Here is a 21,858-nt window from a genome sequence, read left to right on the forward strand (position 1 = left end):
TGGCTCACACCTGACGCACTGCACTGCACGGTGCGTCAGGGCTTTACTTCAGCAATCGGTTGATTTCAAGAAGATCGCCGCCAGCCGCTCAATCCCTTCCTGATCCTCCTCGCTAAAGCGCCCGACACTAGGGCTGTCCAGGTCCAGAACGCCAATCAGCTTTCCGTCCTTTATCAGGGGCACCACTACCTCGCTGTTGGAGGCACTGTCGCATGCGATGTGTCCGGGGAACTCATGGACATCGACCACACGCTGGGTTTCGCGGCTCTGTGCCGCCGTGCCGCACACGCCCTTGCCGAACGGAATGCGCACGCAGGCGATCTGGCCCTGGAACGGACCCAGCACCAGCTCTTCATCGCGATTGAGGTAGAAGCCTGCCCAGTTCAGGTCGTCGAGCTGCGTATAAAGGAAGGCCGAGAACTGCGCAGCGTTGGCGATGAAGTCGCGCTCATCCGCCAGCAGGGATTCCAGTTGTGCAGCGAGCAGGCGGTAGCCATCAAGGCCCTCCCCTGCGGAATTCAAATCGATCATGCGTCTTGCTCCAGCATTTTCAAACCAACCCAGTAACGGGCGAACTGATACGCGCAACGGCCGTTGCGGTTGCCGCGGCCGGTCGCCCAGCGCACGGCGTGAATTTCAAGCGCTTCATCGCGCTGCCATTGCAGGCCGGCACTGGTCGCCAGCTCGCCGATCCAGTGCTCGACCACATCCAGAAAATGCTCCTGGGTGAAGGGATAGAACGACAGCCAGAGGCCGAAGCGATCCGACAACGCGATCTTGTCCTCGACGGCTTCGCTCGGGTGGATCTCGCCGTCGTCACCGCGCTGCCAGTGAGCGTTGTCGCTCTCCTTCTCGGGCACCAGATGACGGCGATTGGACGTGGCGTACAGCAGAACGTTGTCCGGCGCCTGTTCCAGCGAGCCGTCGAGCACGCTCTTTAGCACGCGGTAGTCCCCTTCGCCGGATTCGAACGACAGGTCATCGCAGAACAACACAAAGCGCTGGGGCAACTTCTGCAGTTGCTCGACCACCCGCGGCAGATCGCCCAGGTGATCGCGTTCGATCTCGATCAGGCGCAGGCCGGCTTTGGCGTGCTCGGCCAGCAATGCGCGGACCAGCGACGACTTGCCCGTGCCACGGGAACCCCAGAGCAGCGCATGGTTGGCCGGCAGGCCGTCGATGAACTGCCGGGTATTGCGGCCCAGTTGCTCACGCTGGCGGTCGACACCTATGAGGTCCGACAGGCGCATGTCCAGGGTGACCTCCAGCGGCATCAAGTAACCGCCGCGGCCTTCGTGCACCCAACGCGCGGCCAGCGTCGTTTCCCAGTCCACGGGCTGCCGAACGGCTGGCAGCAGAGGTTCGAGACGCGCCAGTACCGACTCGGCGCGCTCCAGAAATGCGTTCAATCGAGAATCCACGGTTTCTCCTTGATTTAACGGGTTAACGCCCGGCCGCGATCAGCTATGCTTGCCATGCGACGGACACAAGAAGTGACAGTGCCACTATGGATATAGCGATCACCCACCGGCTGTCATTCAAACAGGCCCGTTTGACTGTGCTGATCGGCTTTGTATTGGGCACGCTGCTCAGTTTTTTTCAAATTGCGCTCGATTATGCCAGCGAAGACGCATCCATCGATCGTGAAATTCGCTCCTTGCTGCAAATCAGTCACAACCCCGCTTCGCGCATTGCCTACAACCTGGACGCAGAACTCGCGCAAGAACTGACCCTCGGCCTGCTGCACTCCCCCGCCGTGGTCGGCGCGCGGCTGACCGATAACAACCACGTCCAGCTCGCGGCCGTATCACGCCCGTTGACGAAGAGCACCTACCGAATGGTCAGTGATTTTCTGTTCGGCGGAAGTCGGCAGTTCGAAGACGTGCTGCACCTGGACCACATCCCTGACGAGTCCATTGGCACCTTGCAGCTGGATGTCGATACATTTGCCTTCGGCAACCATTTTCTGCAGCGCGCCGGGATCACCCTCGTCAACGGCTTCGTGCGCAGCCTGGTGCTGGCCGGTCTGCTGCTGGCGCTGTTCTACTTCACGCTCACCAAACCCCTGACAGGCATGATCCGTGCGCTGTCGGAACGTGATCCGCGCAGCCCCGTTCAACCCCCGGTGCCCTGCCCGCCCGGTCACGAAGATGACGAAATCGGCGTGTTGGTGGCGGTCACCAATCGGCAGTTCAAGAGCGTTGCCAGTGAGTTTGCACGACGCCGGGAGGCGGAAAACCGGCTCACCGACCACCTCAACGAGCTGGAAGACATCGTTTCCGCACGCACCAATCAGCTTGAGACCAGCAACGCCCGGCTCAGCCAGTCCAACGAAGAACTGCAGGTCGCGCGCAGCACGGCGCTGGACATGGCCCATGCGCGCTCGGCGTTTCTGGCCCACATGAGCCATGAAATCCGGACACCGCTCAACGGCTTGCTGGGCATGCTCGCGTTGTCCCTCGATGGCCCGCTCAGTGCAGAACAGCGCCAGCAGCTGTCCATCGCCCACGACTCGGGCAAGGTGCTGGTGGAACTGCTGAATGACATTCTCGACCTGTCGAAATTCGACGCCGGCCAAGTGGAGCTTGAGCGCATCCCGTTCGATCTGGCGGCCTTGATCGAAGACACCGCCAGCCTGCTGTCGCAAAACGCGGCGCCGAATGTCGAGCTGACCTGCCTGATCGATCCGTGCTTTCCGGCGTCCGTGCTGGGTGACCCGACGCGGGTGCGGCAGATCGTCAGTAACCTGCTCTCGAACGCGCTCAAGTTCACCCGCGCCGGGCGCGTGGATGTGCGACTGGGTCAGCATGGCGACCACGTGCGCATCGAAGTGTGCGACACCGGCATCGGCATCGCGCAGGACGCCCAGGCCAAGATCTTTCAGCCGTTCACCCAGGCCGAAGCCGCGATCACCCGGCAGTACGGAGGGACCGGTCTGGGCCTGACCCTGACCCATAACCTGACCGATGCCATGAACGGACAGTTGAGTATCGAGTCCGCCTTAGGGGTCGGCAGCCGCTTCCGCGTGGACCTGCCGCTGCCAGCCCACACGCCAGCGCTGAAATGGCCGCTGCTCAAAGGCAAAGTGCTGGTGGGCAGCGACGAGAACAGCGGGTTGCTGGAAATGCTCAATCGACTGCTGCCGGAATGGGGCGTTACCTGTCAGCTGCTGGCAGAAGGTGCGCCGCCCGATGCCGACGCGGACCTTTTGATCACCGATTGCCCGCAGTGCCTGGTGGCCATCCGCGAGGCGTGCACGGTGCCCGTGTTACTGGTGACGGCGTACGGGAACTTCATGCCCGGCGAGCAGGTTGCGGCCCTGGCGTCGCTGCAGCAACAGGCGCGGCCACTCCCGCGCAATGTGTTGTATCAGAGCCTGGCGCGCATTCTGGACGCCGACGGTCAGGCAGGTGTCAGCCAGGAACAGGGCGGCCTTTCACCCACCCATCGGGCGCGTATTCTGCTCGTGGAAGACAACCCGGTTAATCAACTGGTGGCGAAAGGCATGCTCAGCAAGCTCGGTTGCGATGTGGTCGTCAGCAGCAATGGCGCCGAGGCGCTGCAGCAGCTAGAGCAGGATCAATTCGATCTGGTGCTGATGGACTGCAACATGCCGGTGATGAACGGCTATGACGCTACCCGGCGAATCCGCGAGAACGCTCGCTGGTCGGATCTGCCGATCATCGCGCTCACGGCCAACGCGATGCCGGAAGAGCGTGAACACTGCAGGGCTGCGGGCATGAGCGACTACCTGGCCAAGCCGTTTCGGCGCGAGGAGTTGATGGCGTTGCTGGATCAGTGGATCCCCGTAGGGCAGCCGCATTAAAGGCCGCTTCAAGGGATGCTTCGATCAACCGGCCGCTTGTTCTTTCAACAACGCTTCGATGTCGGCCTTGATGTCTTCCGGCTTGGTCAATGGCGCATAACGCTTGACCAGCTTGCCGTCGCGGCCCACCAGGAACTTGGTGAAATTCCACTTGATGCCTTCGGAACCGAGCAACCCCGGTGCGCGCTTCTTGAGCTGCACGAACAGCGGATGAGCCTGGCTGCCGTTGACGTCGATCTTCTTAAACAGCGGAAAGCTCACCCCATAGTTCAGCTCGCAAAAATCGGAAATCGCGCCTTCGTTGCCGGGCTCCTGCTTGCCGAACTGGTTGCACGGAAAGCCCAGCACCACCAGCCCGCGATCCTTGTAGCCCTGCCACAATTCCTCAAGGCCCTTGTATTGCGGCGTGAAACCGCACTTGCTGGCGGTGTTCACCACCAGTACCGCCTTGCCGCCGAAATCAGCCAGGGTCTTTTGCTCGCCCTTGATCGTTTGCACCGGAATGTTCAGCAGTTCGTCGCTCATGGCGATGCCTCGATTTAGTAAACCGCAACGCTAGCGCGCCAATGTCTGGCGCGCTATTCCATTGTTACCGGTGATAGGCCTGCATCAGGCGTTGCGTGGCACCAGATCCAGGCACACCGAGTTGATGCAGTAGCGCAGGCCGGTGGGCGGCGGGCCGTCCGGGAACACGTGACCAAGGTGAGCATCGCATTGGCTGCAGACCACTTCGGTGCGGATCATGCCGTGACTGACGTCGCGCACTTCGACCACTGCGCTGCCTTCCAGCGGCGCGTAGAAGCTCGGCCAACCGCAACCCGAATCGAACTTGGTGGTCGAATCGAACAAGGGCTCGTTGCAGCAGATGCAGTGGTAAACGCCGTCGGTCTTGGTTTCGTTGTATTTGCCGCTGAAGGGACGCTCCGTGCCCTTCAGCCGGCAGACGTTGTACTGCTCTGGATCGAGCATCGCTTTCCATTCTTCAAGGGTTTTATCCAGCTTAGCCACGGGTAGACCTCCGTAAATGAAAAAGCCCGATCTGTGTCTTTTCCACGGATCGGGTGGCACGTATGATTGCGCCTTCGTTGGACGCCAGTCTGTCACCCGCGTTTCTCGCGTACAAACCCATTTTGATGGCGTCATGCTCAGCGGTCTGCGCTTCTTCTTACAGCGGGCCGTCTCTTTTCGGGACCAATCACCATGCAGTTCAGCAAATCGAACAAGCTCGCCAACGTCTGCTACGACATTCGCGGGCCGGTGCTCAAGCACGCCAAACGCCTGGAAGAGGAAGGCCACCGCATCCTCAAGCTGAACATCGGCAACCCGGCGCCGTTTGGTTTCGAAGCGCCTGACGAAATCCTGCAGGACGTCATCCGCAACCTGCCGATGGCCCAGGGCTACAGCGATTCGAAAGGCCTGTTCAGCGCGCGCAAGGCGGTGATGCAGTACTACCAGCAGAAGCAGGTCGAAGGCGTCGGCATCGAAGACATCTATCTGGGCAATGGCGTCTCGGAACTGATCGTGATGTCGATGCAGGCCCTGCTCAACAACGGCGATGAAGTGCTGGTGCCGGCGCCGGACTACCCGTTGTGGACCGCCGCCGTTGCGTTGTCCGGCGGCAACCCGGTGCATTATCTTTGCGACGAGCAGGCCAACTGGTGGCCTGATCTTGAAGACATGAAGGCCAAGATCACGCCGAACACCAAGGCGATGGTGATCATCAACCCGAACAACCCGACCGGCGCCGTGTATTCCCGTGAAGTGTTGCTGGGGATGCTGGAGATTGCCCGTCAGCACAATCTCGTGGTGTTCTCCGACGAGATCTACGACAAGATTCTCTACGACGACGCCGTGCACATCTGCACCGCCTCGCTGGCACCGGACCTGCTGTGCCTGACCTTCAACGGGCTGTCGAAGTCTTACCGCGTGGCCGGTTTCCGTTCAGGCTGGATCGCGATTTCCGGGCCCAAGCACAACGCAGTCAGCTATATCGAAGGCATCGACATCCTGGCGAACATGCGCCTGTGTGCCAACGTGCCGAGCCAGCACGCGATCCAGACCGCGCTGGGCGGCTATCAGAGCATCAATGACCTGATCCTGCCGCCGGGCCGTCTGCTGGAGCAGCGCAACCGGACCTGGGAATTGCTCAACGATATTCCGGGCGTCAGCTGCGTGAAGCCGATGGGCGCGTTGTATGCCTTCCCGCGCATCGATCCGAAAGTCTGCCCCATCCACAACGACGAGAAGTTCGCGCTGGACCTGCTGCTGTCGGAAAAGCTGTTGATCGTTCAGGGCACCGCGTTCAACTGGCCGTGGCCGGACCACTTCCGCGTGGTGACGCTGCCGCGTGTGGATGATCTGGAACAAGCCATTGGCCGGATCGGCAATTTCCTGAAGACCTACCGCCAGTGACTACACCTTTGTAGGAGCGGGCTTGCCCGCGATGGCGGTGTATCAGTCAACGTACTCAGCGACTGACACGCCGCTTTCGCGGGCAAGCGCGCTCCTACAAATCGCCGTCTGCAATGATTATCCGGCTTGGCCGCCTTGTCGTGCGCCCTCGTGATTGCCACGTAAGTGCCGTGCCGGCGCCAGACGACACAGTTTGAAATGATCGCCCGGTTGAATACACCCCGACATCACCTTATATACCCCCGCAGTACGTTACATATTCTTCCCGAGGAGAAACTCTTAACCATGATGCGCATTTTGCTGTTTTTGGCCACTAACCTTGCGGTCGTGCTGATTGCCAGCATCACCCTGAGCCTTTTTGGCTTCAACGGGTTCATGGCGGCCAACGGGGTTGATCTGAACCTCAATCAGCTGCTGATCTTCTGCGCTGTGTTCGGTTTCGCCGGTTCGCTGTTCTCGCTGTTCATCTCCAAATGGATGGCGAAGATGAGCACGGGCACCGAGATCATTACCCAACCCCGCACCCGTCATGAACAATGGCTGCTGCAGACCGTAGAACAACTGTCCCGCGATGCGGGCATCAAGATGCCGGAAGTGGGTATTTTCCCTGCCTACGAGGCCAACGCCTTTGCCACCGGCTGGAACAAGAACGACGCGTTGGTCGCGGTCAGCCAGGGCCTGCTGGAGCGCTTTTCCCCCGATGAAGTGAAAGCAGTGCTGGCTCACGAGATCGGTCACGTTGCCAACGGCGACATGGTGACCCTGGCGCTGGTCCAGGGCGTGGTCAACACCTTCGTCATGTTCTTCGCGCGGATCATCGGCAACTTCGTCGACAAGGTGATCTTCAAGAACGAAGAAGGCCGTGGCATCGCGTTCTACATCGCGACCATCTTCGCCGAAATCGTGCTGGGCTTCCTCGCCAGCGCCATCGTCATGTGGTTCTCGCGCAAGCGTGAATACCGTGCCGACGACGCCGGTGCACGCCTGGCCGGCACCGGCGCGATGATCAGCGCGCTGCAGCGTCTGCGTTCGGAACAGGGCGTTCCGGTGCAGATGCCAGAGAGCATGACGGCATTCGGCATCAACGGTGGTTTGAAGCACGGCCTGGCCGGGCTGTTCATGAGCCACCCGCCGCTGGAAGAGCGCATCGAAGCGCTTCGTCGTCGCGGTTGATTGCGTAACGGCTGCAACAAGAAAGGGCGACGTGAAGTCGCCCTTTTCTTTTGTTCTCTTTCCTTCGCGCGGCCCTATCGCCGGTACATCCGGTAGGCATATTCCATCAGGGACGTCGCCCCCGCCTGCTTGAACTTCACGCCCTGCTCCAGCACGTCCAGATCCGCGACGCGCTTGACCCGCCAATCCGGCGACAGCAGCTGCAGCACCTCATCCTCATCCACCGAGAACGGCGGGCCGGCAATCAGTGACTGATCGTAATCCAGCGTCACCAGCAGGCCGCAGGCATCGTTGGACAGCAGATGATTGAGCTGTTTGACGTAACGCCAGCGCACGTCCGGTGGCAGCGCGATCAGAGCGGCACGGTCGTAAAAGGCGGTGCAGTCGCCCACGTCCTCGGGCCTGAGGGCAAAGAAGTCGCCGCACCAGATCTCGCAGCCCTCCGCACGGTAGACCTTGAGCGCGCCACGCTCCTCGATCGTGGCCTGCAAGCCGTTCTCGCTGAAGAATCCGGCCACCGCTATCTCAGATAATTCCGCGCCAACCACATGAAAACCCTGGTTGAGCAGCCAGATCATGTCGATGCTTTTGCCGCATAACGGCACCAGGACGCGCTCCCCTGGCATGGCAGTGAGCTCTGGCCACAGACGCAACAGATGCGAATTCACAGACGCCTGATTGAAACCGATCTGATTGATCGCCCAGCGCTCATGCCAAAACCGCGGCTCCATAGACACTCCTGATATCCCGATCAAAACGGACGAAAACTTATATTAGATTTAGATGGATGTACTGCTCGATCATGCCACTCACCTTATACGCTCAGGACACTGCAAATGCTGCCTAGCCTGTTCATTTCCCACGGCTCGCCCATGCTTGCGCTCCAACCGGGTGAGAGCGGGCCGGCGCTCACCCGTTTGGCCGCCACTCTGCCGCGCCCCAAGGCCATCGTGATTGTCTCGGCGCATTGGGAAAGCAACGAACTGCTGGTCAACGGTAATCCACGGCCGGAGACCTGGCATGACTTTGGCGGCTTCCCGCCCGAGCTTTTCGCCGTGCAATACCCGGCGCCCGGCATGCCGGAGCTGACGCACCGCGTGCTGGAGTTGCTGGCGGAGGCTGACCTGCCGGCGCGCATGACCACTCAACGGCCGTTCGACCATGGGGTCTGGGTGCCGTTGTCGTTGATGTACCCGCAGGCCGACATTCCCATCGTGCAGGTCTCGCTGCCTACGGTCATGGGCCCTGCCCTGCAGACGAAGGTCGGACAGGCGCTGAAGCAACTGCGTGAGGAAAGCGTTTTGCTGATCGGTTCCGGGAGCATCACCCATAACCTGCGGGAGCTGGACTGGCAGGCGGGACCTGAAAGCATCACCCCGTGGGCGCTGGCATTCCGCGACTGGATGGTGGAAAAGCTCGCGGCGGACGATCTGGAGGCGCTGCACGACTATCGAAACCAGGCCCCCCACGCCGCGCGCAACCACCCGACGGACGAACACCTGCTGCCACTGTATTTCGCGCGGGCGGCGGGCGGGGAGTTCAGCATCGAGCACCAGGGCTTCACCATGGGTGCGCTGGGGATGGACATCTATCGGTTTGGGTGAGGGGGTTCACACAGTCCGTAGGACCGGCTTTAGCCGGGAATAGGCCAGCTCAGTCGACATCAATCAGGTGGTGTGCCATCTGACGCCTTCCCGGCTAAAGCCGGTCCCACTGACATCAAAAGCCTGTCGGCGGCGTGCCAGATACGCCCCACAATTATAGGGGACTGATTTATTTACAGCGCTTCATCGTAAATTAATCTGTCCCCGCTCAGTTGTGTGGCACACCGACGCCTTCCCGGCTGAAGCCGGTCCTACCAAACCAAAACCCACTCGGCCTGGTGCCCCCCCTCCGTCTATGGGATCGGCGCCAGAGGACAAAACGGGGACAGATTAATTTACGGTGAAGCGTTGTAAATAAATCAGTCCCCTTCAAATAGGGGATGGACATCTATCGGTTTGGGTGAGGGGGTTCACACAATCCGTAGGACCGGCTTTAGCCGGGAATAGGCCAGCTCATTCGACATCAATTAGGTGGTGTGCCATCTGACGACTTCCCGGCTAAAGCCGGTCCCACTGACATCAAAAGCCTGTCGGCGGCGTGCCAGATACGCCCCAAACAATTATAGGGGACTGATTTATTTACAGCGCTTCATCGTAAATTAATCTGTCCCCGCTCAGTTGTGTGGCACACCGACGCCTTCCCGGCTGAAGCCGGTCCTACCAAATCAAAACCCACTCGGCCTGGTGCCCCCCCCTCCGTCTATGGGCTCGGCGCCAGAGGACAAAACGGGGACAGATTAATTTACGGTGAAGCGTTGTAAATAAATCAGTCCCCTTCAAATACGAGTCCCCTTCAAATACGGCTGAGGCCAGTCCTACAACATCAAAAGCCTGCAGGCTCGGTTACGCGCTCTCAGAAACGTTAAACACAAGAAATACCCAAATCCCACACAAAAAAAATCCCCGAACCAGCCGGGGATTTTTTTGTTCAGGCGATCAGCTCAGGAGCAGATCAGTCCTCGCGATAGCGACGCAGCTTCAGCTGCTTGCCGGCAACGCGGGTGTCTTTCAGCTTGGCCAGCAGACGCTCGAGGCCGTCTTCCGGCAGCTCGACGAGGCTGAAGCTGTCACGCACCTGGATGCGACCGATAGCTTCGCGCGCCAGACCGCCTTCGTTGAGGATGGCGCCCAGCAGGTTTTTCGCAGCGATGCCATCACGGGCACCCAGCGCGGTACGGCAACGAGCACGGCCTTCGGCCAACGGCACCGGGGCACGACGTTCGCGGTCGCCACGATCAGGACGGTCGCCTGCTGGACGCTCAGGACGATCACCACGTGGTGCGTTGTTCGGCACCAATGGACGTTCTTTCTCGATCGCGCCCAGGGTCAGGGCCTGACCGTTGGTAGCCTTGCGCAGCAGAGCAGCGGCCAGGGCACGCGGGGTGCAACCGATGTCAGCAGTCAGGCGGTCCAGCAATTCGCCATGGCTTGCTTCGGCATCAGCGACCAGCGGCGACAGGCTGTTGGTCAGTTTCTTGATGCGGGCATCGAGAACGGCCTGGGAGTCCGGCAGGCGGACTTCGGCGATTTTCTGACCGGTCATGCGCTCGATCACTTGCAGCATGCGACGCTCACGCGGCGTTACCAGCAGCAGGGCGCGACCTTCGCGACCGGCACGGCCAGTACGGCCGATACGGTGAACGTAGGCTTCCGGGTCGTACGGCATATCAACGTTGAACACGTGAGTGATACGCGGAACGTCGAGACCACGGGCAGCAACGTCAGTCGCAACAACGATGTCCAGACGACCATCCTTGAGGGAGTCGATGACGCGCTCACGCTGGTTCTGGGCGATGTCGCCGTTCAGCGCAGCAGCCTTGTAGCCTTTGGCTTCAAGAGCGCTGGCCAGATCCAGAGTAGCCTGCTTGGTACGTACGAACATGATCAGGGCGTCGAAATCTTCGACTTCCAGCAGGCTCAGAACGGCAGAGGTCTTCTGGTCAGCGTGAACCAGCAGGTGAGCCTGCTCGATCGCGGTAACGGTCTGGGTCTTGCTCTGGATCTTGACGTGTTTCGGGTCTTTCAGGTGACGCTCGGCAATCGCGCGGATCGACTGCGGCAGGGTCGCCGAGAACAGCACGGTCTGACGGGTTTCAGGCATGGCCTTGAAAATGACTTCGAGGTCATCCATGAAGCCCAGCTTGAGCATTTCGTCGGCTTCGTCGAGAACCAGGTGATTCACGGTCGCCAGGACTTTCTCGTCACGACGCAGGTGGTCGCACAGACGGCCCGGGGTAGCGACGACGATTTGAGCGCCGTTACGAATGGCTTTCAGCTGTGGGCCCATCGGCGCGCCGCCGTAGACAGCCACAACGGTCACGCCCGGCATTTGCTTGGCGTAGGTTTCGAACGCGGTGGCCACTTGCAGGGCCAGCTCACGAGTCGGCGCGAGGATCAGCGCTTGCGGCTCGCGTTTCGTCGGGTCGATGAGGCTCAGGATTGGCAGAGCGAAGGCGGCGGTTTTACCGGTACCTGTCTGCGCCTGACCGATCATGTCGTGACCAGCGAGAATAATTGGGATCGATTGCTGCTGGATGGCCGAAGGCTCTTCGTAGCCGGTAGCGATGACAGCTGCAAGAATGGTCGGGTGAAGGTTAAGAGCGGCGAAGCCGCCGGTTTCCTGGGTCATGGGTCTGCCTCTGAGTGCATCCGCAAAGACCCATGCTTCAAAGCTGCGCGTGCCGTGTAAGACCCTAGAGTCACCCTGGCTGCTTTGTCGGCGGGGATTTGCGAAAACGTATTGATGAATGGATCGTCATGGGTGGTTCGTGACCGAACCGGTTCGAGAAGATGGCTTCGCGAACCCATACCGTGACGAGGGCCCTATGAAAGGCCGGCGCGCACTATACCGGAAATGCTGAAATAAGTGAGGATTTTTTTCGCGAATCAGCCCCTTGCGGCCAACTGTCACAGGCTTTGCGCAAAGCTGCGTCAGTGTCTACTTTTCATGTGCCCGGTATCGGTAGCGGGCAGAGCTTAAACGATTCACCCATACAGTGCGACACCCTACCCTTCCTTTCTCCTCATCTGCAGGAAACAGCGACATGACCTCTTCGACCAAAGGCCACGTCAGCCGGGAACAGCGCGGCGCAATCATGCTCATCGGCCTGGACCGCGCTGCCAAACGCAACGCCTTCGACTTGAATATGCTCAACCAGCTGAGCCTGGCCTACGGGGAGTTCGAGCGTAACGACCAGGCGCGGGTCGCGGTGGTGTTTGCCCACGGCGACCATTTCACTGGAGGGCTCGATCTGGCCGAGGCCGGGCCGGCACTGAGGGAGGGATGGACCCTGCCAGCCGGCGGTTTCGATCCCTGGGGGCTGTCGATCGGGCCGAGGGTCAGCAAGCCGGTGATCGTCGCGGCCCAAGGCTGGTGCCTGACGCTGGGCATCGAGTTGATGCTCGCCTCTGACATCAACTTGTGCGCGAGTAATGCCCGCTTCGCCCATCTGGAAGTGCAGCGCGGCATTTTTGCGTTTGGCGGCGCCACCTTGCGGCTGCACCAGATCGCGGGCTGGGGTAATGCCATGCGCTGGCTGCTGACGGGCGATGAATTCGATGCTCACGAAGCGTGCCGCATGGGCCTGGTGCAGGAAGTGATGGCGCCGGAAGACCTGCTGCCCTCGGCGCTGCGCCTGGCTCGGCACATCGCCGACCGCGCGCCGCTGGGGATTCGCACCACCCTTGAATCCGCGCGTCAGGCGGTGCTTGAGGGTGAAAGCGTGGCGGCCAAGGCGTTGCCGGCGCTGGTCCGCCGAGTGCTCGACAGCGAGGACGCCAAGGAGGGCCTGCAGGCGTTGCTGGAAAAACGCCCGCCGCTGTTCAGGGGATGCTGATCACGTCGCAGGCCGCAGCGTCTTGATCAGCGGCAATAGCGAATAGCCCAGTTGCGGCGCAAGGCTTTCGGCGCGCTGGGTCAAAGCGTCAAGGTCCAGCGTCTGATCCAGGTCGGCGGGGACGATGAGGATGACATTGCCCTCCTTCACCGGCAGTTCCCAGTAATGGCGGTGATAAAGCCCGCGCAGCAGGGCCGCGCCCAAGGGTTTGCCATCGTCCGACGCCCACTGGTTGATGATCAGCCAGCCGCCGGGGTTGAGGCGCTGTTGGCATTTTTCGAGAAAGCCCCAGGCCAGATGGCCCACGGCAGGGCCGGTGTCGGTGTAGAGATCGACGAAAATCAGGTCGGCGTCTTCAGCGGTCGGCAGCAAGTCGAGGGCATCGCCGATGCGCACATACAGCCGTGGATCGTCCTGCAGGCCCATGTATTCCATGGCCAGACGCGGCACATCGGGGCGCAGTTCGATGGCTTCGACGTCGTCCAGAGGCAGAAACTTCAGACACGCCTGCGTCAGCGTGCCCGCACCCAGGCCCATGAACAGCGCGCTTTCCGGGGCCGGATGGCAGAGCGCTCCAATAAACATGGCGCGGGTGTAGTCGTATTCGAGCCAGGCCGGATCAGCCGTGAACGTGCAACTCTGTTCGATGGCGTCACCGAACTCCAGGAAGCGGTAATCGGCCACTTCAAGTACGCGGATCTTGCCGAATTCATCGTGAACTTCGGCCAACACGTGCTCTACGCGTTCCTCGGTCATTGCTGTTCTCGTGCCCATGGTCAGATTGATTCGGGGTAGCGCCCGCAGGGATTGGCATCGTCGCGCCTGGCGATTAGCGTTGCCGCACGTAGCGATTGGATAGCCGCGCGCCGGGCCTGGTGTGCAAAAAGACGCAGAATACGGCCCGCAAAGGCGCGGATTGTCGGCGAATCGTGCCCCGCAGGTCACGCAAATTCTCGGGGCGAGCTGCTAACATGCCTGTCCGATCGCACTGACTTCGAGTTCAACATGAGCCAACCCTGGAGCCCCGACAGCTGGCGGAACCTGCCTATCCAGCAGCAACCTCACTACCCCGACGCCGACCACGTTCGCCGTGTCGAGCAGACCCTCGCCAGCTATCCACCGCTGGTGTTTGCCGGGGAAGCACGCGAACTGCGCCGACAGTTTGCCGAGGTCACCGAGGGCCGGGCGTTCCTGCTGCAGGGTGGCGATTGCGCGGAGAGCTTCTTCGAATTCTCGGCGGCGAAAATCCGCGACACCTTTAAAGTGCTGCTGCAGATGGCAATCGTCATGACCTTTGCCGCCGGCTGCCCGGTGGTCAAGGTGGGGCGCATGGCGGGGCAATTCGCCAAACCGCGCTCTTCCAACGACGAGACCATAGACGGCGTGACCCTGCCGGCGTATCGCGGCGACATCGTCAACGGGATCGGCTTCGACGAGAAAAGCCGCGTGCCTGACCCGGATCGCTTGCTGCAGGCGTATCACCAGTCCACTGCGACCCTCAATCTGCTGCGTGCATTCGCCCAGGGCGGTTTCGCCGACCTGCATCAAGTACATAAGTGGAACCTGGATTTCATCGCCAACTCGGCGCTGTCGAACAAATACAGCCAGCTCGCCGATCGCATCGACGAGACCCTGGCGTTCATGCGCGCTTGCGGCATGGACACCTCGCCGCAGTTGCGCGAAACCAGTTTCTTCACCGCCCACGAAGCGTTGCTGCTGAATTTCGAGGAAGCCTTCGTTCGCCGCGACAGCCTGACCAATGATTTCTACGATTGCTCGGCGCACATGCTGTGGATCGGCGACCGCACGCGGCAGCTGGACGGCGCCCATGTGGAATTCCTGCGCGGTGTGAAGAACCCGATCGGCGTCAAAGTCGGCCCGAGCATGAACACCGACGACCTGATCCGCCTGATCGACATCCTCAACCCGGAAAACGATCCGGGACGCCTGAACCTGATTGCGCGCATGGGCGCCAACAAGGTCGGCGACCATTTGCCGGGGCTGATCCGTGCCGTGGAGCGCGAAGGCAAGAAGGTGCTGTGGAGTTCGGACCCGATGCATGGCAACACGATCAAGGCCAGCAGCGGTTACAAGACCCGCGACTTCGCCCAGATCCTGGCGGAAGTGAAGCAGTTCTTCCAGGTGCATCAGGCGGAAGGCACCTACGCCGGCGGCATCCACATCGAGATGACCGGGCAGAATGTCACCGAATGCATCGGCGGCGCGCGTCCGATCACCGAAGATGGCTTGTCGGACCGTTATCACACCCACTGTGATCCACGGATGAATGCCGATCAGTCCCTGGAGCTGGCGTTTTTGATTGCCGAGACATTGAAGCAGGTGCGTCGGTAGGTCGTGATGGAACTGACTGTAGGAGTGAGCTTGCTCGCGATGCGGCATTAACAGACACCCTTGCAGCGTCTGGATGACCGCATCGCGAGCAAGCTCACTCCTACAATGAACCGCGAATAATGGATGCAATGAACGGCGCCCGCGCATGAGCTCCCCGCCCGTTCCCGGCTAAAGCCGGTCCTACGTTCCGTTACAGGTGGTCAAGACCGTTAGCGGCGAACGCCTCCCGCAAGCGTGCCGCACTGGTGCGCTGGCAGTTGATCAGTACGTGCGGCAGTTCCAGCCAGTTCGCCAGTTGCCGAAGGTGCAACGCGAGGGCGTGCATGCATTCGTCATCCAGTCCGGGCTGCTCTTCGTGCACCCCATGAACCGCCAAACGCCCCGCCGCCCTTTCGGCACGCAGGTCGATGCGCGCGGCGATGCGTTCGTTGTGCAGAAACGGCAGCACGTAATAGCCGTAAACCCGCTTGTGCGCCGGGGTGTAGATCTCCAGCCGGTAGTGGAAATCGAACAGCCGTTCCGTCCGCACCCGCTCCCAGATCAGGGAATCGAAGGGTGACAGCAATGCGCTGGCCGAAACCTTGCGCGGTACCGTCAGCCCGGGAGGTGTGTACGCCGGCTGCTTCCAGCCCTGCACCTGCACGAGCTGAACCGCGCCCTCCTCCACCAGTTCCGCCAACCCGCGCTTCGCCGGTGCCGGGTCCTGTCGAAAATAATCGCGCACGTCCTTTTCGGTACCGACACCCAGCGCCTTTACGGCGTGCAGCAGCAAGCTGCGCTGAGCATCGGTTTCGCCGATCACGGGGTGATTGACGATCGCCGACGGCAGAACGCGCTCGGGCAGATCGTACAGCCGCTCGAAACCGCGACGGCCGGCGACCGTGACCTCACCCGCTGCAAACAACCATTCCAGCGCATGCTTTTCGGCGCTCCAGTCCCACCAGGGTCCGGCGCGATCCTGACGGGTGCTGATGCTGCCCGCGCCCAACGCACCCTGTTCGCGAACGGTGTGCAACACCCGGGCGATGGTGGCCTGCTGTTCGCGGCCGAACTTCGCCAGTTGCTGATAAATGCCCTTGCCCCGGGATGCGCGCTGCATCCGCCAGCGCATCAACGGGTACAGCTCAACCGGCAGTAACGACGCCTCGTGGCCCCAATACTCGAACAGCTTGCGTTGCCGACCCTGGCTCCACGCCGCCTGCTCCAGCAATGTGCGCGGGTAAGGGCCGAGCCTGGAAAAGAGCGGCAAGTAGTGCGATCGCACCAGCGCGTTGACCGAATCGATCTGCAGCACGCCGAGCCGTTCGATCAGTTGCGTGACGTGCCCCGCCTTGATCGTCGCAGGCGGCTGGCGGCTGTTGAAGCCTTGGGCGGCCAGCGCTAGCCGGCGCGCGTGCTTGAGGGACAGTGGCGGGTGGATCGGCGGTTCGGCGGGCATTGCGACCTCCATGGCGGTGCCCAACGCTAACCGATCACCCGCTGCCCTGTCAGCGCTTCATCGGGTCGTCCCAGAAAGGACGCTCTATTTCTTCGTAGACATCCGCCCGACTCAAGCCCAGATCCTTCAGCGCGTCATCGCTCAGCGTGGCCAGTTCGACACGCTGCTGATGCAGCGTGCGCCAGCGAGCGACCTGCGCCACAAATCCTTTCCACCAACGTTCCGGCGCGGATTGCCGCGACAGAGGTTTTGCGACCAGTACGTACCCTTTTTGACCTTTCATCTTCTTGCCCTCCAGTGGGGATGGGCAGATTCTCTCGCCACGCCTAAGATCAATCCAACGAATGTTTCTTATGCACTGCATCTGGGAGATTGATGCATGACCACCTACCCGAGTATCGACAGCGAGCTGCTGCGCACCTTTGTCGCGATCGCCGATGAAGGCGGTTACACCAAGGCCGGCGAGGTGGTGAACCGCACTCAGTCGGCCGTGAGCATGCAGATGAAACGGCTGGAGGAGGATGTGGTGCGGCGCCCGTTGTTTCTCAAAGACGGTCGCACCGTCCGCTTTACGGCGGAAGGTCAGGTGCTGCTGGGCTACGCCCGACGGATCCTGAAACTGCACAGCGAAGTGTTCAACACCCTGCGCGAGCCGCACATGGTCGGCACGGTGAAGATCGGTACCCCGGACGATTACGTGATGCGCTTTCTGCCAGGGATTTTGCAGCGCTTTGCCCAGGCCTATCCGCTGGTGCAGGTGGAAGTGCATTGCGAGTCTTCGTCGCAGTTGCTGCAACGCCAGGACCTTGATCTGAGTATTGTCACCCGTGAACCCGGTAAGGAAATCGGCCAGATCCTGCGCCAGGAGCGGTTTGTCTGGGCCGTCGGCGCAGGCTTTTCCCCACAAGAGCAAACGCCGATGCCGCTGGCGATGTTCAACACCGACTGCTTTTGCCGGCAGTGGGCAATCAACGCGCTGCAGGCGTCCGGCCGCGAGTTCCGGGTGGCCTACACCAGTGCGAGCCTGTCAGCGATCATGGCGGTGGTCAGCGCCGGGCTGGCGGTGACCGCGCAGCTGCAAAGCCTGATCACCTCGGACCTCGAAGTGCTGGGAGAACAGCACGGGCTGCCGCAATTGCCGTCGGCGAGCATCGTGCTGCTGCGCAACCCCAACAATCCGTCGCCGATCACCGAGTGCCTGGCCGATCACATTGCCGAAGGGTTCAGGCTGTAACCGGAGCTACAAGCAGCTCACAGCTTGAAGCACAGCATGATCGCGCAGATCACCAGAAAGCCGCAGAACAGCGAGCGCAACAGGCGCTCCGGCAAACTGTGCGCCAGGGCGACGCCCCAACTGATGCTGGCAAGCCCGCCAATCGCCAAGGGAATGCCCATCAGCCAGTCGACGTGGCCGTGCAGGGCATAAGTCGCCAGCGTGATCGTGGTGCTTGGTGCCGCCAGTGCCAGCGCCAGGCCTTGGGCCGCCACCTGGGTCGCGCCAAACAGGCCGGTCAGAATGGGCGTTGCGATCACCCCGCCGCCGACGCCGAAGAGCCCGGCGGTGACGCCAGAGCCCAGGCCCAGCAGCCACAACCATTGGGCGCGGCGCAGCTCGGCGCCTGCCGTGTCTTTGCGCCAGACCATCTGGATCAGGTTGAACAGCGTCAGCACAACGAGAAACCCGACAAAGCCCAGGCGCATGATTTGCGGATCGATGCGCACCGCCCACAGCGAGGTCAGCCAGGACATCGTGAAACTGGGCACGATGAGCATCAGCGCATGACTTACCGACACCCGATTGCGCTGGTTGTAACGCCACAGCGCCAGCAGCACATTGGGCAGCACCATCAACAACGCCGTGCCCTGGGCCAGTTGCTGATCGAGGCCGAACAACACGCCCAGCGCCGGAATGGCGACCAGCCCGCCGCCAATGCCGAACAGTCCACCCAGCGTGCCCATGGCGGCGCCCAGCAGCAGGTACATCAATACATCGACAATCACGAGCGTTCCTCTGATCCGATTTCAGCGCGCATGCTACGCAGTCAGTGCCGTCGAGGAAATCGGCTTTGACGACATCCGGGATGTTGAACCGATCCACTGATGACGCGGCCGATAGAAAACCCCATGTCCGGCGATTACCGAAATTATCTGGTGCATTAAACATCAGGGCACTAAATTACCGGGCATTACTGACTGAGCGAGGGACACCCATGAACGCCAACGAGCCCACCCACAAGGCTGGCGCGGGCAGCTGCGACGCGTTGCTGCTGGATAACCAGCTGTGTTTCGCCCTGTATTCGACGTCGCTGATGATGACCAAGGTGTACAAGCCCTTGCTTCAGGAACTGAATCTGACCTACCCGCAATACCTGGCGATGATGGTGCTGTGGGAACGCGACGGGCTCACCGTCGGGGAAGTCAGCACCCGCCTGCTGACCGATCCGGGCTCGCTGACACCACTGCTCAAACGGCTGGAAGTCGAAGGCCTGATCCGCCGCACCCGAAGCAAGGAAGATGAACGGGTCGTGCTGCTGACCCTGACCGAGCAAGGCAAGGCGCTGCACACCAAGGCCCAAAGCGTTCCGCAATGCATTCTGGCCGCCAGCGGCATCAATCTCGAGCAGCTCAAGGCCCTGCAGAAAGACCTGCTTGCCCTGCGCGGAAATCTGCACGAAAGCCTCTGATCAATCCCCGATGATCAACCTCCCAAAAAATCTCGAAAATTTATCTTGCGCGCTAAACATTAGCGCAGTACATTCCACCTCACTTGCTTGGCGCACAAGATTTTAGCGCCAAGCAGACCTTGATTCAGTCAGCACTATCCAACCCATCAGCACGTGAGGAATTACCATGCAAGCTCTCTACACTGCAGTCGCAACCGCAACCGGTGGCCGTGATGGCCGCGCTGTTTCCGACAACAAAATCCTCGACGTAAAACTGGCCACCCCGAAAGAACTGGGCGGCGCTGGCGGCGAAGCCACTAACCCTGAGCAACTGTTCGCTGCCGGCTACTCGGCCTGCTTCATCGGCGCACTGAAATTCGTCGCCGGCCAGAGCAAGAAAACCATCCCGGCTGATGCGTCGATCACGGCCCACGTCGGCATCGGCCAGATCCCTGGCGGTTTCGGTCTGGACATCGACCTGCACATCAGCCTGCCGGGTCTTGAACAAGCCGAAGCCCAGGCGCTGGTCGATGCAGCCCACCAGGTCTGCCCTTACTCCAACGCTACACGCGGTAACGTCGATGTCCGTCTGCATGTGACCGTATAAAAGCTCGTCACAAGGCCTCGTCCCCAACCCTCGTTTGAACGGGAGAAGAACATGAACACGTTTGGCAAGATTGTGGCTGGCTCGCTCCTCGCACTGTCGATCGGCAACGCTTACGCGGCGACCGACACGGGCGTCGAGCACAACACGCAGGCGTTTCTGGACGCGCTGAATTCGGGAAGCGGCAAGCCGATCGAACAGCTTTCGCCCAAAGATGCCCGCGCTGTACTGACCGGTGCCCAGGCCGGCGTCAAGCTGACTCTGCCCAAGGCCGATGTCAGCCAGAAGACCATCTCGGTGGACGGCCAGAACATCAGCCTGACGATCGTTCGTCCGGCGGGCGTCAAAGGCACCTTGCCCGTGTTCATGTACTTCCACGGCGGCGGCTGGGTGCTCGGTGATTACCCGACCCACGAACGTCTGGTGCGGGATCTGGTAGAAGGTTCGGGGGCCGTGGCGGTGTTCGTCAACTACACGCCTTCACCTGAAGCGCACTACCCGACGGCGATCAACCAGGCCTATGCGGCGACCAAGTGGGTCGCCGAGCATGGCAAGGAAATCAACGTAGACGGCAAACGTCTGGCGGTGGCGGGCAACAGCGTCGGCGGCAACATGGCGGCGGTCGTCAGCCTGATGGCCAAAGACAAAGGCACGCCGGCCATCCGTTACCAGGTGCTGTTGTGGCCGGTGACTGACGCCAACTTCGATACAGGTTCCTATGATCAGTTTGCCGAGGGTCACTTCCTCACCCGCAACATGATGAAGTGGTTCTGGGACAACTACACCACCGATCCGAAACAGCGCGCCGAGATCTATGCCTCACCGCTGCGGGCCACGACCGATCAGTTGAAAGGTCTGCCGCCTGCCCTGGTGCAAACAGCAGGGGCTGACGTGCTGCGCGACGAAGGTGAAGCCTACGCCCGCAAGCTGGACCAGGCCGGTGTGCCGGTCACGGCGGTTCGTTACAACGGCATGATTCACGATTACGGGCTGTTGAACGTGGTCAGCCAGGTACCGGAAGTGCGCTCGGCGCTGCTGCAGGCTTCGCAAGAGCTGAAGGTTCATTTGAAGTAAGGCGACACCAACTGTAGGCGCCGGCTTGCTGGCGAACGCGGTAGTCAGTCGCAACCGTATTGGCTCGTCTAACGCATTCGCCAGCAAGCCGGCTCCCACAAAATCGAGGCCTGTCAGTTTCTCATGCAGTGGCCGGGAGCCCCTTCGCGGGCAAGCGCGCTCCTACAGATAACCGCGTCGCGTCAGTACTGTCTGGAAACGCTGACGAGACAGCAGCCACAAAAAAGCCCGACTCAATGGTCGGGCTTTTTCGTGTCCGGCATTACATCACCGGCATTACAAGAGCAGTGCTTATTTGGCACGGCCTTTGTAGGAACCGCCTTCGCGGGTGTCGATTTCGATCTTGTCACCGATTTCGATGAAGTCAGCAACCTGCAGCTCGGTGCCGTTGGCCAGTTTGGCCGGCTTCATGACCTTGCCCGATGTGTCGCCACGAGCCGAACCTTCGGTGTAGTCGACGGTGCGCACGATGGTGGTCGGCAGCTCTACGGACACCAGGCGCTCTTCGAAGAAGATCGCTTCGCAGACGTCGGTCATGCCTTCTTCAACGAATGGCAGAACGGCTTCGATGTCTTCAGCGTTCAGCTCGTACATGGTGTAGTCAGTGGTGTCCATGAACGTGTAAGTGTCACCGCTGATGAAAGACAGCGTGGCTTCTTTGCGGTCCAGGATCACGTCGTCCAGCTTGTCGTCGGCGCTGTAGACGATTTCAGTCTTGTAGCCGGTCAACAGGTTCTTCAGCTTGGTCTTCATGATCGCGCTGTTACGGCCCGACTTGGTGAATTCAGCTTTCTGAACCAGCCAAGGATCGTTTTCCAGCTTGATCACGGTACCGGGTTTAAGCTCTTTACCAGTTTTCATTACGAGTATCCGAAT

At 60.8% G+C, this 21,858-nt stretch carries 21 protein-coding genes; 10 read left to right on the plus strand and 11 right to left on the minus strand.

Annotated elements, in window-relative coordinates; translation table 11 throughout:
• Nucleotides 1-48: 48 nt before the first annotated feature.
• Entirely contained in the window at nt 49-531 is a 483-nt protein-coding gene (locus ACYAR8_RS03650; RefSeq protein ID WP_463579103.1) for a GAF domain-containing protein, read from the minus strand.
• Nucleotides 528-1,421, minus strand: a complete 894-nt coding sequence (locus tag ACYAR8_RS03655) for an ATP-binding protein (RefSeq protein WP_463579104.1) — start codon at nt 1,419-1,421, stop codon at nt 528-530. Before ACYAR8_RS03655 ends, ACYAR8_RS03650 begins: the two co-directional genes overlap by 4 nt.
• Before the next feature lie 86 nt (nt 1,422-1,507).
• On the opposite strand from ACYAR8_RS03655, the gene ACYAR8_RS03660 reads away from it, so the two are divergent.
• On the plus strand, nt 1,508-3,826 hold the full coding sequence (locus ACYAR8_RS03660) for a hybrid sensor histidine kinase/response regulator (protein ID WP_463579105.1): 2,319 nt from the start codon (nt 1,508-1,510) through the stop codon (nt 3,824-3,826).
• Between the two features lie 24 nt (nt 3,827-3,850).
• Here the strand turns inward: ACYAR8_RS03660 and ACYAR8_RS03665 are convergent, their stop codons facing one another.
• Entirely contained in the window at nt 3,851-4,351 is a 501-nt protein-coding gene (locus tag ACYAR8_RS03665; protein WP_074888229.1) for a glutathione peroxidase, read from the minus strand.
• A gap of 84 nt (nt 4,352-4,435) precedes the next feature.
• Complete coding sequence (gene msrB, locus ACYAR8_RS03670) at nt 4,436-4,834, minus strand: peptide-methionine (R)-S-oxide reductase MsrB (RefSeq protein ID WP_074888232.1); 399 nt, start codon at nt 4,832-4,834, stop codon at nt 4,436-4,438.
• Nucleotides 4,835-5,026: 192 nt separating this feature from the next.
• On the opposite strand from msrB, the gene ACYAR8_RS03675 reads away from it, so the two are divergent.
• Nucleotides 5,027-6,238 (plus strand): pyridoxal phosphate-dependent aminotransferase, encoded by a 1,212-nt coding sequence (locus ACYAR8_RS03675; protein WP_074888235.1) that lies wholly within the window; start codon nt 5,027-5,029, stop codon nt 6,236-6,238.
• A 285-nt stretch (nt 6,239-6,523) separates the two neighbouring features.
• The gene (gene htpX, locus ACYAR8_RS03680; RefSeq protein ID WP_037011815.1) at nt 6,524-7,411 is read left to right on the plus strand and encodes a protease HtpX; all 888 of its coding nucleotides are present in this window, start codon (nt 6,524-6,526) and stop codon (nt 7,409-7,411) included.
• 74 nt (nt 7,412-7,485) lie between these two features.
• Here the strand turns inward: htpX and ACYAR8_RS03685 are convergent, their stop codons facing one another.
• Nucleotides 7,486-8,142: a thiopurine S-methyltransferase gene (locus ACYAR8_RS03685; protein WP_463579106.1), complete on the minus strand. Its 657-nt coding sequence runs from the start codon at nt 8,140-8,142 to the stop codon at nt 7,486-7,488.
• A 105-nt stretch (nt 8,143-8,247) separates the two neighbouring features.
• Here ACYAR8_RS03685 and ACYAR8_RS03690 point away from each other — a divergent pair, with 105 nt between their 5' ends.
• On the plus strand, nt 8,248-9,015 hold the full coding sequence (locus ACYAR8_RS03690; RefSeq protein ID WP_463579107.1) for a DODA-type extradiol aromatic ring-opening family dioxygenase: 768 nt from the start codon (nt 8,248-8,250) through the stop codon (nt 9,013-9,015).
• Between the two features lie 952 nt (nt 9,016-9,967).
• Here ACYAR8_RS03690 and ACYAR8_RS03695 read toward each other — a convergent pair.
• Entirely contained in the window at nt 9,968-11,644 is a 1,677-nt protein-coding gene (locus ACYAR8_RS03695) for a DEAD/DEAH box helicase (RefSeq protein WP_074888246.1), read from the minus strand.
• A 415-nt stretch (nt 11,645-12,059) separates the two neighbouring features.
• Between ACYAR8_RS03695 and ACYAR8_RS03700 the strand changes: the two genes are divergently transcribed.
• Nucleotides 12,060-12,851: a crotonase/enoyl-CoA hydratase family protein gene (locus tag ACYAR8_RS03700; RefSeq protein WP_074888250.1), complete on the plus strand. Its 792-nt coding sequence runs from the start codon at nt 12,060-12,062 to the stop codon at nt 12,849-12,851.
• On the opposite strand, the gene ACYAR8_RS03705 is transcribed toward ACYAR8_RS03700, so the two are convergent.
• Nucleotides 12,852-13,607 (minus strand): spermidine synthase, encoded by a 756-nt coding sequence (locus ACYAR8_RS03705; protein ID WP_074888253.1) that lies wholly within the window; start codon nt 13,605-13,607, stop codon nt 12,852-12,854. It lies immediately after the preceding gene.
• 249 nt (nt 13,608-13,856) lie between these two features.
• Here ACYAR8_RS03705 and ACYAR8_RS03710 point away from each other — a divergent pair, with 249 nt between their 5' ends.
• The gene (locus ACYAR8_RS03710) at nt 13,857-15,203 is read left to right on the plus strand and encodes a class II 3-deoxy-7-phosphoheptulonate synthase (RefSeq protein WP_463579108.1); all 1,347 of its coding nucleotides are present in this window, start codon (nt 13,857-13,859) and stop codon (nt 15,201-15,203) included.
• Between the two features lie 190 nt (nt 15,204-15,393).
• Here the strand turns inward: ACYAR8_RS03710 and ACYAR8_RS03715 are convergent, their stop codons facing one another.
• Together ACYAR8_RS03715 and ACYAR8_RS03720 are read right to left on the minus strand one after the other, a co-directional pair.
• Nucleotides 15,394-16,641, minus strand: a complete 1,248-nt coding sequence (locus ACYAR8_RS03715; RefSeq protein ID WP_463579109.1) for a winged helix-turn-helix domain-containing protein — start codon at nt 16,639-16,641, stop codon at nt 15,394-15,396.
• A 49-nt stretch (nt 16,642-16,690) separates the two neighbouring features.
• Entirely contained in the window at nt 16,691-16,924 is a 234-nt protein-coding gene (locus tag ACYAR8_RS03720) for a DUF1127 domain-containing protein (protein WP_463579110.1), read from the minus strand.
• 96 nt (nt 16,925-17,020) lie between these two features.
• Between ACYAR8_RS03720 and ACYAR8_RS03725 the strand changes: the two genes are divergently transcribed.
• Entirely contained in the window at nt 17,021-17,875 is an 855-nt protein-coding gene (locus ACYAR8_RS03725; RefSeq protein WP_074888265.1) for a LysR substrate-binding domain-containing protein, read from the plus strand.
• A 17-nt stretch (nt 17,876-17,892) separates the two neighbouring features.
• On the opposite strand, the gene ACYAR8_RS03730 is transcribed toward ACYAR8_RS03725, so the two are convergent.
• Nucleotides 17,893-18,639, minus strand: coding sequence for a sulfite exporter TauE/SafE family protein (locus ACYAR8_RS03730; protein ID WP_463579161.1), 747 nt, complete (start codon nt 18,637-18,639; stop codon nt 17,893-17,895).
• A 212-nt stretch (nt 18,640-18,851) separates the two neighbouring features.
• On the opposite strand from ACYAR8_RS03730, the gene ACYAR8_RS03735 reads away from it, so the two are divergent.
• From ACYAR8_RS03735 to ACYAR8_RS03745, 3 genes are all read left to right on the plus strand, one after another.
• Complete coding sequence (locus ACYAR8_RS03735) at nt 18,852-19,325, plus strand: MarR family winged helix-turn-helix transcriptional regulator (RefSeq protein ID WP_463579111.1); 474 nt, start codon at nt 18,852-18,854, stop codon at nt 19,323-19,325.
• Between the two features lie 166 nt (nt 19,326-19,491).
• Complete coding sequence (locus tag ACYAR8_RS03740; RefSeq protein WP_065993050.1) at nt 19,492-19,911, plus strand: organic hydroperoxide resistance protein; 420 nt, start codon at nt 19,492-19,494, stop codon at nt 19,909-19,911.
• Between the two features lie 51 nt (nt 19,912-19,962).
• Nucleotides 19,963-20,982 (plus strand): alpha/beta hydrolase, encoded by a 1,020-nt coding sequence (locus ACYAR8_RS03745; protein WP_463579112.1) that lies wholly within the window; start codon nt 19,963-19,965, stop codon nt 20,980-20,982.
• Between the two features lie 291 nt (nt 20,983-21,273).
• Here ACYAR8_RS03745 and ACYAR8_RS03750 read toward each other — a convergent pair whose 3' ends face one another.
• Entirely contained in the window at nt 21,274-21,843 is a 570-nt protein-coding gene (locus ACYAR8_RS03750; RefSeq protein WP_065993048.1) for an elongation factor P, read from the minus strand.
• Between the last annotated feature and the right edge of the window lie 15 nt (nt 21,844-21,858).

The organism is Pseudomonas sp. HP_01, from assembly GCF_055284355.1.

Excerpts from the sequence above, each read along its gene's own strand:
- htpX (WP_037011815.1), top strand. The coding sequence starts at position 6,524 with ATGATGCGCATTTTGCTGTTTTTGGCCACTAACCTTGCGGTCGTGCTG.
- ACYAR8_RS03690 (WP_463579107.1), top strand. The coding sequence starts at position 8,248 with ATGCTGCCTAGCCTGTTCATTTCCCACGGCTCGCCCATGCTTGCGCTC.
- ACYAR8_RS03720 (WP_463579110.1), bottom strand. The coding sequence starts at position 16,924 with ATGAAAGGTCAAAAAGGGTACGTACTGGTCGCAAAACCTCTGTCGCGG.
- ACYAR8_RS03710 (WP_463579108.1), top strand. The coding sequence starts at position 13,857 with ATGAGCCAACCCTGGAGCCCCGACAGCTGGCGGAACCTGCCTATCCAG.
- ACYAR8_RS03650 (WP_463579103.1), bottom strand. The coding sequence starts at position 531 with ATGATCGATTTGAATTCCGCAGGGGAGGGCCTTGATGGCTACCGCCTG.
- ACYAR8_RS03675 (WP_074888235.1), top strand. The coding sequence starts at position 5,027 with ATGCAGTTCAGCAAATCGAACAAGCTCGCCAACGTCTGCTACGACATT.
- ACYAR8_RS03750 (WP_065993048.1), bottom strand. The coding sequence starts at position 21,843 with ATGAAAACTGGTAAAGAGCTTAAACCCGGTACCGTGATCAAGCTGGAA.
- ACYAR8_RS03700 (WP_074888250.1), top strand. The coding sequence starts at position 12,060 with ATGACCTCTTCGACCAAAGGCCACGTCAGCCGGGAACAGCGCGGCGCA.
- ACYAR8_RS03715 (WP_463579109.1), bottom strand. The coding sequence starts at position 16,641 with ATGCCCGCCGAACCGCCGATCCACCCGCCACTGTCCCTCAAGCACGCG.
- ACYAR8_RS03695 (WP_074888246.1), bottom strand. The coding sequence starts at position 11,644 with ATGACCCAGGAAACCGGCGGCTTCGCCGCTCTTAACCTTCACCCGACC.
- ACYAR8_RS03685 (WP_463579106.1), bottom strand. The coding sequence starts at position 8,142 with ATGGAGCCGCGGTTTTGGCATGAGCGCTGGGCGATCAATCAGATCGGT.
- ACYAR8_RS03660 (WP_463579105.1), top strand. The coding sequence starts at position 1,508 with ATGGATATAGCGATCACCCACCGGCTGTCATTCAAACAGGCCCGTTTG.
- ACYAR8_RS03745 (WP_463579112.1), top strand. The coding sequence starts at position 19,963 with ATGAACACGTTTGGCAAGATTGTGGCTGGCTCGCTCCTCGCACTGTCG.
- ACYAR8_RS03725 (WP_074888265.1), top strand. The coding sequence starts at position 17,021 with ATGACCACCTACCCGAGTATCGACAGCGAGCTGCTGCGCACCTTTGTC.
- ACYAR8_RS03665 (WP_074888229.1), bottom strand. The coding sequence starts at position 4,351 with ATGAGCGACGAACTGCTGAACATTCCGGTGCAAACGATCAAGGGCGAG.
- ACYAR8_RS03740 (WP_065993050.1), top strand. The coding sequence starts at position 19,492 with ATGCAAGCTCTCTACACTGCAGTCGCAACCGCAACCGGTGGCCGTGAT.
- ACYAR8_RS03735 (WP_463579111.1), top strand. The coding sequence starts at position 18,852 with ATGAACGCCAACGAGCCCACCCACAAGGCTGGCGCGGGCAGCTGCGAC.
- ACYAR8_RS03705 (WP_074888253.1), bottom strand. The coding sequence starts at position 13,607 with ATGACCGAGGAACGCGTAGAGCACGTGTTGGCCGAAGTTCACGATGAA.